6 protein-coding genes are annotated in these 14,058 nt (G+C 38.0%); all 6 read left to right on the top strand.

Going from position 1 to position 14,058, the window contains the following annotated elements; genetic code table 11:
* The first annotated feature begins 110 nt into the window (after positions 1-110).
* The 6 genes from ACNRYB_RS19190 (at position 111) to ACNRYB_RS19165 (ending at position 14,058) form a co-directional block, all read left to right on the top strand.
* Positions 111-854 carry a rhamnogalacturonan acetylesterase gene (locus tag ACNRYB_RS19190; RefSeq protein WP_473728374.1) on the top strand — a complete coding sequence of 248 codons (744 nt, stop codon included), beginning with the start codon at positions 111-113 and terminating at the stop codon, positions 852-854.
* Between the two features lie 1,020 nt (positions 855-1,874).
* Positions 1,875-6,056, top strand: coding sequence for a tail fiber domain-containing protein (locus tag ACNRYB_RS19185; protein ID WP_473728373.1), 4,182 nt, complete (start codon positions 1,875-1,877; stop codon positions 6,054-6,056).
* Positions 6,057-6,437: 381 nt separating this feature from the next.
* Positions 6,438-9,284, top strand: coding sequence for a hypothetical protein (locus tag ACNRYB_RS19180; RefSeq protein WP_473728372.1), 2,847 nt, complete (start codon positions 6,438-6,440; stop codon positions 9,282-9,284).
* Between the two features lie 529 nt (positions 9,285-9,813).
* Positions 9,814-11,118 (top strand): gliding motility-associated C-terminal domain-containing protein, encoded by a 1,305-nt coding sequence (locus ACNRYB_RS19175; protein WP_473728371.1) that lies wholly within the window; start codon positions 9,814-9,816, stop codon positions 11,116-11,118.
* Between the two features lie 20 nt (positions 11,119-11,138).
* Positions 11,139-12,056: a PorP/SprF family type IX secretion system membrane protein gene (locus ACNRYB_RS19170; RefSeq protein WP_473728370.1), complete on the top strand. Its 918-nt coding sequence runs from the start codon at positions 11,139-11,141 to the stop codon at positions 12,054-12,056.
* Positions 12,057-12,078: 22 nt separating this feature from the next.
* On the top strand, positions 12,079-14,058 hold the full coding sequence (locus tag ACNRYB_RS19165) for an OmpA family protein (protein WP_473728369.1): 1,980 nt from the start codon (positions 12,079-12,081) through the stop codon (positions 14,056-14,058).

Raw genomic sequence — 14,058 nt, 5'->3', positions numbered from 1 at the left:
TTCTTAAAACTAAATCTTTGCGAACTTTGCGCTTCCTTTGCGCACTTTGCGGTTAAAAAAAACACGCAGCACTAAAAAAACACTTAGCAGTAAAACAAAAATAAAAGAAAATGAAAAAATACATCATCCTAACATTCCTCATCAGCACAGTTTGTTTTGCACAAAAAACAACCCTATACTGCATTGGCGACTCCACAATGGCCAATAAAAAAGACCCAGAAAAAAATCCAGAACACGGCTGGGCGCAGGTATTGCAACCTTTTTTCAACGAAAATCTAACCGTAATCAACAAAGCAGTAAACGGACGAAGCACTAGAAGCTTCATCAACGAAAAACGCTGGGATTCTATTTACAGCAAATTGAAAAAAGGAGATTATGTCTTTATAGAATTCGGTCATAACGATCAGAAAATAGAAGACTCTGCACGTTATACAAATCCGCATACGGCTTACAGATACAATCTGATTCGTTTTGTAAAAGAAAGCAGAGAAAAAGGAGCAATTCCTGTATTATTAACATCTATCGCTAGACGAAATTTCAATGAAAAGGGAGTTTTAGTGCCTACACATGGTGATTATCCTCTGGAAACACGTTTGGTTGCACAAGAGTATAAAGTTCCATTTATTGACATGGAGTACTATACAGAATTATTAGAACAATCTTATGGTCCTGAAAAGTCTAAACTATTGCATTTACATTTTAAAGTTGGCGAAAATCCATATTATGATAATGAAAAAGCAGATGATACACATTTGTCATTGAAAGGAGCGACAGAAATAGCAGAGATTTTTGTTGATCAAATTAGAAAAACAAAAGACCCTTTATTAGAAAAACTTAGAAAAGAAATAAAATAGAGATTAAATTTTTTCTAAAATCCTAAACGAAAAAATACCTGCAATAAAATTTTATTACAGGTATTTTTTGTCTTTCACTCTTTATTCTGTTATTTTTTTAGGTTTTTAGTGGAAAAATAAATATTTCGTCTAATAATACTTTTGCCCCTCGGAAAAAATTATGCAAATCCTATGTCGTATTATTTTAAGAAAATTGAAATGAACAATTGTCATTTTAGAGATGATCTTTATTTTTTTACATTGCTAATACTGCCTTTTATTAGTAATTAGGTTTTTTCGCAAACTGTTTCAGACGTATTACTGGCTGTCAGAACAGCGGTATTGTTATGGTGAGTAGTACATGTTTATGACAGATACGGGTTGATATTCTACTAGAAGAACGGCTATGATAATGTTACGAATCCTCTTCAGGGCTTTTCAGATGGATGCGTGACAGTTGAGTATAAGGAATAAGCTTCCAACAGGAACTTATTGTTATATGCTCGAATATGACAGCACGGAAATAAAATTGAAAGCCTATCTTTAATTAGATATTCAATAGAAAGTTAATTTTTTAGTATAGTAATGGAAAAAGACAGCTTTAAAAAATTAGCTGTCTTTTTTATTTAAGAAGTGTCTTGTTATAGCATTTTTTTAATTTTTAACGGTAATCGTATTTCTCTATACCAATTTTAAAAATTAGTAATTTTTTGGGAATCTGAATATTTTTGGTTTTTGATATTTTGATTTTTTTACATAAGTGTGGGAATTTCAGATCCTCTCACTTTTTTTATTTTAAAAAAAAGAAAATAATTACTTATAAATTTAAGCTTCAGCTACAAGAATACCCTAATTTATAATTTTTAAAACTTCTAGTGGTATTTGTAAAAATACTTTCGACGGAACTTTGTATCCTCAAATTAAGTATGTTTTAGTTCGTTTTTGTTTTGATTTCCAATTGATTGTTTAGTTAACGGATTGAAAATTTAAAGAGATACTTCATTTTGAAAAAGCAAAAATCAAATTGATAATTTAAATGTTATGAAAAATAAATTACTTCCTTTACTATTTGTGTTAGGTGGTTATTCTGCCTACTCCCAAGTAGTAATAGGAAAAGTAGAGCCAAATCCTTCTGCACAGTTAGAGGTATATGCAAATAACAGAGGTGTTTTGATTCCTCAAATAAAATTAACTAGCACTACAGATCGTACTACCATTAAGGATGGAAAAAATGTAAACAGTCTTCTAGTCTTTAACACTGCGACAATTGCAGATGTGAAACCAGGTTATTACTATTGGTATATTGATAGATGGCATAGGATTGCGCTTTCTGATGAAATTGGTGCTGGAGGTAAAACTATTTCTAATACAATAGTTAACCCAACAGGTAATCTTATTATTAACTTTTCTGATGGAACTAGTATAGACGCTGGAAAAGTAAAAGGAGATCAGGGACCTCAAGGTTTGCCAGGTAAAAATGGTAATGACGGAAAAAGTATTACTGGAACAGCTATTGATGGTTCTGGAAATCTTATCATAACGTATTCAGATGGTATAACAAAAGAAGCGGGAAAAGTAAAAGGGGATAAAGGAGACAGAGGAGATAATGGAGTAGGCATTTCGGGAACGGCTGTTAATGGTTCAGGAAATCTTATTATTACGTACTCAGACGGTTCTACAAAAGATTTAGGAAAGATATTAGGTGCCAATGGCGCTAATGGACGCGATTTCAAATATGAAGATTTCACGCCAGAACAACTGTTAGCTCTTAAGGGAGACCCAGGAACTAATGGTGCAAATGGTATAGATGGGACGAATGGACGTGATTTCAGATATGAAGATTTTACCGATGCGCAGCTAGAAAACTTACGTGGGACTCAAGGTCTTCAAGGTGAGCAAGGTCTTCAAGGAGAACAGGGACTTCAAGGTGAGCAAGGTTTGCAAGGAGAACAGGGGCTTCAAGGAGAACAAGGTCCTCAAGGAGAACAGGGGCTTCAAGGTGAGCAAGGTCTTCAAGGAGAACAGGGACTTCAAGGTGAGCAAGGTTTGCAAGGAGAACAGGGGCTTCAAGGAGAACAAGGTCCTCAAGGAGAACAGGGGCTTCAAGGTGAGCAAGGTCTTCAAGGAGAACAGGGACTTCAAGGTGAGCAAGGTTTGCAAGGAGAACAGGGGCTTCAGGGAGAACAAGGTCCTCAAGGAGAACAGGGACTTCAAGGTGAGCAAGGTTTGCAAGGAGAACAGGGGCTTCAGGGAGAACAAGGTCTTCAAGGAGAACAGGGACTTCAAGGTGAGCAAGGTTTGCAAGGAGAACAGGGGCTTCAGGGAGAACAAGGTCCTCAAGGAGAACAGGGGCTTCAAGGTGAGCAAGGTCTTCAAGGAGAACAGGGACTTCAAGGTGAGCAAGGTTTGCAAGGAGAACAGGGGCTTCAGGGAGAACAAGGTCCTCAAGGAGAACAGGGACTTCAAGGTGAGCAAGGTTTGCAAGGAGAACAGGGACTTCCAGGATCGAAAGGCGAGCCCGGAAAAGGCATTGCAGGAACTTCTGTAGACGGCTCTGGTAATCTTACCATCACCTATTCGGACGGCACATCGAGCGAGGTTGGTAATGTGAAAGGGGCTCAGGGCGATCAGGGTCTTCCTGGATCGAAAGGCGACCCCGGAAAAGGCATTGCAGGGACTTCTGTAGACGGCTCTGGTAATCTTACCATCACCTATACGGACGGCACATCGAGCGAGGTTGGTAATGTGAAAGGGGTTCAGGGCGATCAGGGTCTTCCTGGATCGAAAGGCGACCCCGGAAAAGGCATTGCAGGGATTTCTGTAGACGGCTCTGGTAATCTTACCATCACCTATACGGACGGCACATCGAGCGAGGTTGGTAATGTGAAAGGGGCTCAGGGCGATCAGGGTCTTCCTGGATCGAAAGGCGACCCCGGAAAAGGCATTGCAGGGACTTCTGTAGACGGCTCTGGTAATCTTACCATCACCTATACGGACGGCACATCGAGCGAGGTTGGTAATGTGAAAGGGGCTCAGGGCGATCAGGGTCTTCCTGGATCGAAAGGCGACCCCGGAAAAGGCATTGCAGGGACTTCTGTAGACGGCTCTGGTAATCTTACCATCACCTATACGGACGGCACATCGAGCGAGGTTGGTAATGTGAAAGGGGTTCAGGGCGATCAGGGTCTTCCTGGATCGAAAGGCGACCCCGGAAAAGGCATTGCAGGCACGTCTGTTGATTCATCAGGAAATCTAATTATAACCTATTCTGATGGAACGACTTCAGATGCGGGAAAAGTGAAAGGCATCGATGGAACCAATGGAGTTGACGGAACAAATGGAACCAATGGCGTTGACGGAACTAATGGAAGAGACGGAGTTGACGGAACAAATGGAGTTGATGGAACTAATGGAAGAGACGGAAAAGGCATTGCAGGCACGTCTGTTGATTCATCAGGGAATCTAATTATAACCTATTCTGATGGAACGACTTCAGATGCGGGAAAAGTGAAAGGCATAGACGGAACAAATGGAGTTGACGGAACAAATGGAACCAATGGGATTGACGGAACCAACGGAAGAGACGGAGTTGATGGAACTAATGGAGTTGATGGAAATAATGGAAGAGACGGAAGAGGCATTACAGGCACGTCTGTTGATTCATCAGGAAATCTAATTGTCACATATTCAGACGGAACGACTTCAGATGCGGGAAGAGTGAAAGGCATAGACGGAACAAATGGAGTTGACGGAACAAATGGAACCAATGGCGTTGACGGAACTAATGGAAGAGACGGAAGAGGCATTGCAGGCACGTCTGTTGATTCATCAGGAAATCTAATTGTCACATATTCAGACGGAACGACTTCAGATGCTGGAAAAGTGAAAGGCATAGACGGAACCAACGGAAGAGACGGAGTTGACGGAACAAATGGAGCAAACGGGCCAGAAGGCCCAACAGGTCCTCAAGGGCCAATAGGAAATACTGGATTGACAGGACCAGCGGGTCCAGCAGGTCCGCAAGGTCCTATGGGAAATACTGGATTAACAGGTCCGCAAGGAGCGCCAGGCTCCGATGCTACAGTTACAAAAGCTAGTTTAATTGCAACAAGTCCAATTACGGTATCAGGTTCTGGTAAAGTTGTAGATAGTAATTTGACTATAGGGATTAATTCAAAAAATCTAACAACAACAACTCCAGCAACAGTATTAAAAGTTGTTAATGGTAGCGGTGCAGCGTTAACAGATGTGCAAGTAAATATGGTTCCCGCTGTTACAAAACCAGCATATTTATATACTGACCCTACAGGAATAATAGCATGGTCACTAGATATGCCTTGGGTATTGGGAGGAAATGATGCAAATGATGGGCTTACTAAAGAGAAAAATTTTGGTACCGTAACTAACTTTGATTTACCATTTATTACTAATAATAAAGAACGAATGCGTTTGGATACAGATGGTAGGCTAGGTATTGGTACAAATAATCCTAAATATGGTATTCATCTTATTAATAACTCAACAGATGATTTAATGGATGATTTGAAATTGGCAACATATTCAAATGGAACAAATTCACCATCATTCTCTTTTTTACATAGTAGAGGCTCAGAAACTGCGCCAGCTGTACTTACAAGTGGGCTTGCAATGGGAGCGTTCAACTTTCAGGCACAGACAGGTACAACTGCAGGTGCGATTCAATCGCTTTCTAGTGTGATTGCATATTACGAGGGGGGAACTGGAACAGCTGCTAAGAGTAATCTTGAATTTAAAACTAGTAATACTTTAAGTTTAGAAATTGCATCGAATGGTGACTTGTTGCCTGGTGTTGATGCTAGTGGAGTTACTACGGGAGTTTTGAATTTAGGTAATATTAATCAAAGATGGAGAACATTGTATTGTGCAAATGTGGTTAATGTGTCTGATATTCGTTTGAAACAAAATATTGTGCCTTTAAAATACGGTTTAAAAGAGATTATGAAAATTGAACCTATTTCTTACACTTTAAAAAATGATGCAACAAATGAGATTCAGTTAGGTGTTTCTGCTCAACAAATGCAAATTGTTTTGCCAGAGGTAGTTGAAGAAGGAAAAGATGTAAATAAAACTTTAGGTGTTCATTATACTGAAATGATTCCAGTATTAATTAATGCAATAAAAGAACAGCAAGCAGAAATTGAGCAATTAAAATCTCTTGTGAAGGAATTAACAGATAAGAAATAATTTTTTCTTTTAGAAACTAAAAATCCGATTATTTATAATCGGATTTTTTTTGCTGCAATACAATCCTAAGGATTTATTTCTTTACAAGTGATGATATGATCAATCTGTAATCCCTAGTATATTATCTTGTTATTTAGATTATCTGGAAAAAATCAAATAATGTAAAGCATGTCTTTTTCTTTCTAAAAATATAGTTTAATGAAATTTTCAAAATCGAAATATGTCTTAAAATATAAGAATATAAACTTTTAGGGGTAAGAAAAAAACTATTATAAAAGAATCTTTGCAGGATTAGAACTGAACTTTTAGATAAAATGTGGTTGTAGATCAATCATATATAATTATCAAATAATTTAATAACACATTAATAGATTAAATCTTATGAAGAATAGATTACTTCCTTTACTTTTTGTCTTAGGTGGATACTCCGTCTACTCTCAGGTAGTAGTTGGAAAAAAAGAAGTAACAACACCCTCTGCTCAGTTAGAAGTTTATGCTACAGACAAAGGTATTTTGATTCCAAATGTTAAATTGACGGGTTCAACAGATGCTACAACAATTAAGACTGGTAATGAAGAAAGTTTATTGGTTTTTAATACTGCAACAGTAACAGATGTTAAGCCAGGTTATTACTATTGGTATGCTGGAAAATGGCAACGACTTGCTGTTTCAGGAGAAATTACATCTGGTAAAGATGGTATTGCAGGAGGAAATGGAGCTCCAGGAACAGACGGAGTGTCAATTCCTGCCGAAGCAAATTTGTATATAGATTATAATACTAAAACAGTTTACGTTCTTAAGCCTAATTCAGATCCTAAAGATCCTAATAACTGGATTCCTACCAATGGTAAAAACGGCATCGACGGCATTGCCGGAGTCGACGGCCGACCTGGCGAAGGCGGACAGATCACGACATTGGATGCGATCCTGAAGGACGGGTTTGGCAATATTTATGCTTATGTTGGCGATAGCAGAGATGTTGCAGTGCGCAATGCAGACTGGCAGAGCAAAGCTTCAACATGGGTAAAGATCAACGGGTCTAACGGAGCCGATGGCCTTCCGGGGGCAGAAGGCACAAAAGGTGCTGACGGACAGATCACGACCCTTGATGCGATCATCAGATACAATAATGACATCTATGCTTATGTTGGGGATTCAAAAACCACAGCAGGCCGTACTGACGAATGGAACAGCGGTTCTGCGAACTGGGTTAAGATCAGCGGATTAAACGGTCTTGACGGCAAGAATGGTATTGCTGGGGGCAATGGGCTTCCTGCAGATCAGAGCCCCGCATTGGATCCGAGCATCCAGATCTATGTTGATTACACAAGCGGAAAAATATATGTAAGAGATCCGAAGAATGAAGGCGGATGGATTACCACTAACGGCATCGACGGCATTGCCGGAGTCGACGGCCGACCTGGCGAAGGCGGACAGATCACGACATTGGATGCGATCCTGAAGGACGGGTTTGGCAATATTTATGCTTATGTTGGCGATAGCAGAGATGTTGCAGTGCGCAATGCAGACTGGCAGAGCAAAGCTTCAACATGGGTAAAGATCAACGGGTCTAACGGAGCCGATGGCCTTCCGGGGGCAGAAGGCACAAAAGGTGCTGACGGACAGATCACGACCCTTGATGCGATCATCAGATACAATAATGACATCTATGCTTATGTTGGGGATTCAAAAACCACAGCAGGCCGTACTGACGAATGGAACAGCGGTTCTTCGAACTGGGTTAAGATCAGCGGATTAAACGGTCTTGACGGCAAGAATGGTATTGCTGGGGGCAATGGGCTTCCTGCAGATCAGAGCCCCGCATTGGATCCGAGCATCCAGATCTATGTTGATTACACAAGCGGAAAAATATATGTAAGAGATCCGAAGAATGAGGGCGGATGGATTACCACTAACGGCATCGACGGCATTGCCGGAGTCGACGGCCGACCTGGCGAAGGCGGACAGATCACGACATTGGATGCGATCCTGAAAGACGGGTTTGGCAATATTTATGCTTATGTTGGCGATAGCAGAGATGTTGCAGTGCGCAATGCAGACTGGCAGAGCAAAGCTTCAACATGGGTAAAGATCAACGGGTCTAACGGAGCCGATGGCCTTCCGGGGGCAGAAGGCACAAAAGGTGCTGACGGACAGATCACGACCCTTGATGCGATCATCAGATACAATAATGACATCTATGCTTATGTTGGGGATTCAAAAACCACAGCAGGCCGTACTGACGAATGGAACAGCGGTTCTTCGAACTGGGTTAAGATCAGCGGATTAAACGGTCTTGACGGCAAGAATGGTATTGCTGGGGGCAATGGGCTTCCTGCAGATCAGAGCCCTGCATTGGATCCGAGCATCCAGATCTATGTTGATTACACAAGCGGAAAAATATATGTAAGAGATCCGAAGAATGAGGGCGGATGGATTACCACTAACGGCATCGACGGCATTGCCGGAGTCGACGGCCGACCTGGCGAAGGCGGACAGATCACGACATTGGATGCGATCCTGAAAGACGGGTTTGGCAATATTTATGCTTATGTTGGCGATAGCAGAGATGTTGCAGTGCGCAATGCAGACTGGCAGAGCAAAGCTTCAACATGGGTAAAGATCAACGGGTCTAACGGAGCCGATGGCCTTCCGGGGGCAGAAGGCACAAAAGGTGCTGACGGACAGATCACGACCCTTGATGCGATCATCAGATACAATAATGACATCTATGCTTATGTTGGGGATTCAAAAACTACAGCAGGCCGTACTGACGAATGGAACAGCGGTTCTTCGAACTGGGTTAAGATCAGCGGATTAAACGGTCTCGACGGCAAGAATGGTATTGCTGGAGGCAATGGGCTTCCTGCAGATCAAAGCCCTGCATTGGATCCGAGCATCCAGATCTATGTTGATTACACAAGCGGAAAAATATATGTAAGAGATCCGAAGAATGAAGGCGGATGGATACCAGCAAACGAAATAATAATTCCTCAACAAGTTGTTAAAGAATTTGCGCCTACAAATGGTCAAACAGAGTTCATTTTAGATTTTACACCATCATCATTATCTCAAGTGGGAATGTATATAAATGGAGTTCGTATCAACATAAATGCATTTTCTGTAGATGGTACTAAAGTAACTTACGATCCGACTAAAAATGGAAATAACATTTTAGGTTTAAATCCGCTTAATAATGACAATGTAATGTTTGATTATTCAAAATAATGTTTACAAGCGTGGAAGGCTGTTAAAAAATAATAAACAGCCTTCCTAATTTTTGATTGCTTGAAATGATGCTGATTTTTTATGGTTTGGGTTATTTAAAATTGTTGTGTCTCTAGTAATTGAAGAACAATAGTAAATGTTGAAAGCAGGCATTGCAGAATTGAAATCTCAATTATAAGTAGTATTGCAAGTGGCTAAAAAATAGCATCAAGCTTTAGATAATCTTAAATTAACGTCTTTAGTTGTAAGTAATAAATTTGAAAACAATATAAAAATCTCGATTGTAAAAAATATAATCGAGTTTTTTTTCAAATTTTGATGGTACTGATACAAAATTTAATACGTATTAGTAAAACTGCTAATAAAAATAACTTCTTCATTAGAAAGTAATTAATCTATAATCTCAACTTGAGATTAACCCTATTCTAATACAACAATAACTTTTTCGGGGTAAGCATTTTTACATCCGAAAGTAATTTTGCATAGAAATTTAAAGTAACAAAGTGCCGAATTAAATAATAAACAAGAAATGAACAATAATTACTTGGATAATATAGTAAAAAACTCAGTATCTGTTTGGGAAACAGCTAAGTCAGGAGTTTGTTTAATTGGCTTTGCGGTAAGTTTATTGGCAAGTCAAAATATAAATGCACAGCTTGTAAATACAGGAGATGTAAAAATTAATCCAAACACTATCATGAGTGTATATATGGATTATGAGAATACTCCACAAGGAAGTTTTGTAAATGATGGTAAATTATTCATTTTTCAAAACTGGAAAAACGATGGTTTGGTAACTTATACAGAAAACCAGAATGGCTCTACTTATTTCTACGGAACAGAAGATCAATTTATTGAAGGATCACAAGTTTCAAATTTTAAAAATACCTATTTTGAAAATACATCTTCTTTGGTGCCTTTTCATTTATCAGGTAAGATAGCTGTAGGAGGTAACTCAGAATTCAAAAAAGGAGTGGTGCTTGCTGCAGATTATGGCGGTAAAGTAATTTTCAAAGAAAAAGCAACACACACCCTTACTAGTGACTTGAGCTTTGTTGATGGTCAGGTAGAAAAAGATGGTGTTATTGCATTTGAATTTCCAGTAGGACAAGGACAGTATTTTAGACCTTCTTATCATGCATCAGGTTCAAAAAACGGAGGTGTTTATACTACGCAATATTTCAACAAAAACTCGAATAGTCTGCATTCTCATGACGACAGAGAAGAAAAAATCCTAAAGATAAACAATCAAGAATACTGGGAAGTAACACAGGATCAGGGTGCGGATAAAATTGTCTTGAGTTTATCAATGGATAGTCGTACAACACCTTCAGAGTTTTTTAATGTAGATGAACAAAAATACAAAGTCTCAATTACACGCTGGGATCCAGCATCGAACAAATGGATCAATGAGGGAGGAGAGGTTAGTGCTCCTTTAGCGGGAAAGCCGTATGAGAAACTGTTAACAGCACCAGTAACAGGTTACGGTCTTTTTACAATGGCGTTAATTGATTTAGAAGAAAAATCTGATGATGTCATTGTTTATAATGCAATTTCACCAAATGACGATGGTTTAAATGACAGTTTTGTTATAAAAGGAATAGATAAATTCCCAGATAACCAAGTAGAGATTTACAACAGATGGGGAGTAAAAGTTTATGAGACTAAATCTTATAATGAAAGTGATAACATGTTTAAAGGATATTCTGACGGACGTGCAACAATTAAGAGAGGCGATAAACTTCCAACAGGAACGTATTTCTATATTCTGAAATACAATACTGGAAAAGAACAGAAAGAGAAAACAGGTTATTTATACATCAATAACCAATAATTAAAAAGGAATTAGGACTAATGAAAAAGATTTCATATTTATTAATCTTGTTGTTCGTAGGGATGTTGGAAGCCTCCGCACAGCAGCAGTCGCAGTATACACAATACATGTATAATACGATGACTATAAATCCAGGTTACACAGGAACTCGAGCGATACCAAGTATATTTGGGTTATACAGGACACAATGGGTTGGTCTGGATGGAGCTCCAAAAACAGCAAACTTTTCTATAGAATCGCCAATCACAGAGAACGGACAAGGTTTAGGTTTGTCTGTAGTAAGTGATAAAATAGGACCATCTCAGGAAACTACTTTAACGGCAAGTTATGCATATCCTATTCAGCTTTCGGCAGATATCTTTTTATCATTAGGTATTAGTGCATCAGGAAATTTTATGCAAGTTGATTATAATAAACTGAACGTGCTAAATCCTGAAGATCCATTTTTGTCAGGAAATTTATCTAAAACTTCTCCAAATTTTGGAACGGGTGCTTATTTTCACTCTCAAAAATGGTACGCAGGTTTATCTGTACCTATGATTTTAGAGACCAAATTTTATGACGATGTTAAAACATCTGTTGCTTCACAGAAAATGCACTTTTATGCAATGGGAGGTTATGTGTTTGATCTTAACGACAATTTAAAGTTCAAACCTGCGGCAATGGTAAAAATGGTTAGCGGTGCGCCTTTAGCAGTCGACTTATCTGCAAACTTCCTATTCAATGAGAAATTGACTTTAGGAGCTGCTTACAGATGGGATGCTGCAGTAAGTGCAATGGCAGGATTTCAGGTTACACCAGGTATGAATATTGGTTATGCTTATGATTATGATACGCAGAAAATTGGGAATTACAATTCAGGTTCTCATGAGATTTTTCTGCGATTCGATTTATTTTCTTCAACCAAATATAGACTGGTTACTCCAAGATTCTTTTAATAACCATAAACTAGGATAAAAAATGATATCTAAAAAGATAAAGAAAGCATTGGTTGTACTTTCTATTTGTTTATCACAAATAGGAGGAATCAATGCTCAGGATAAAAAAGTTGAGAAAGCAAATGAAGCCTATAATAGGTTTGCATTTATCAAAGCAAGTAAGTTATATCAAAAGCTTGCAGATAAAGGAAATTCTTCGTTAGAAGTTTTAACTAAGTTAGGAAACAGCTATTATTTTAATGGTCAGTATCCTGAAGCTGAAGAAGCCTATGGAAATGTTTTTAACTCAGGGCAGTCAATAGATCCAGAATTTTATTTCAGATATGCACAAGCTTTGAATAATGTTAGAAAATATGACGAAGCGAATACTGTTATCAAGAAATATTACACAATAACAGGCAAAAAAGATTTAAGCGACAATTGGAAAGAGAAAAAGTTAATGGCTGATATTCAAAAACAGTCAGGACGTTATAGTATTAAAGAACTTAGCATCAATACACCAGTTTCAGATTTCGGAACTGCATTTTATGGTAAAGACAAAGTAATCTACGCTTCAGCAAAGGATACTGGAGTATTTATCAAAAGAAAGCACAGCTGGAATGAAAAATCATTCATGAAATTGTATGAGGTAAAAATTTCTACAGATGGCGGTCTCCAAGATCCTATATTGTTAAAAGGAGATGTAAATACGAAATACCATCAGAGCAGTGCTGCAGTAACAAAAGATGGTAAATACATGTATTTTACCAGAAACAACTTTAATAAAGGAAAATTAGGAGCAGATAAAAATGGCACTAATTATCTAAAAATCTATATTGCTGAGAATGTAAAAGGCGAATGGAAAAATATTAAAGAATTGCCATATCCAATAAACAGTGACGGTTTTTCATCAGCACACCCAGCGCTTAGTCCAGACGAAACACAATTGTTTTTTGCGTCAGATCGTAACAATACTTTTGGAAACTCAGATTTATATGTAGTGAGTGTAAAAAATGGAACTCTAGTTGGAAATGATGTAACAAAACTTGGAGACGAAATTAATACTCCAGGCCGCGAAACATATCCATACATGGATAGTAAAGGAGTTTTATATTTTGCATCTGACGGTCATCCTGGACTTGGAGGACTAGATATCTTCGCTGCGATTAAAGATAATGATGGAAAATACCACGTTGTAAATGTTGGTAATGATATAAACACAGTTTCTGACGATTTTGCTTATGTGATTGATGGAGATACCAAAAAAGGATATTTTTCTTCTAATAAAAGTGGGAACGATGATATTTATGGGTTTATAGAAACAAGACCTATAACTTTTGATTTTGATACAAGACCAATGATTTATGGAACTATTACAGAAAATGGTAAGCCAGTACCAAATTTCAATGTCCAGTTGTTTAATCCAAATAATGAAAGCATTGGTACAACTGCAACTGATAGCGAAGGTAAATACAAAATGTACTTAGATCCGTATCAAAATGATATAGTGGTTTATAAAAAAACTTTTTATGCTGATAAAACAGTAAATGTAGATCCATTAAAACCTCTAGAGAAAAAAGAAATCAGTTTTGAAATTACTAGAGAGATGGAAGTATTAGTTGATGGCGAAAAGGTAATTATAGCTGATGGTGACAACTTAGCAGATAAGCTAAAACTTAGTCCTATCTACTTTGATTTAAATGGTTACAACATAAGACAATCTTCTAAGAAAGAATTGGATAAAGTAGTGGCATTAATGAAAGATCGTCCAGGTATTTCTGTTAAAGTTAATTCTTATACAGATAGTAGAGGAAGGGATGAATTTAATATGAAGCTTTCAGAAAACAGAGCAAAAGCAACAGTAGATTATATAGTTAAAGCAGGTATTAAGCAAGAAAGAATTAGTGGTGAAGGATTTGGTGAAACCAAGTTGTTAAATCACTGTTCAAATGGAGTAAAATGTTCTGAAAAGGAACATGAGCAAAATAGACGCTCAGAGTTTATAATCAGTTTTAGTAAATAG

This window comes from Flavobacterium sp. CR10, assembly GCF_055814415.1.
Note: the sequence above shows the minus strand (reverse complement) of the source record. Positions and strands in the feature narration are given on the sequence as shown.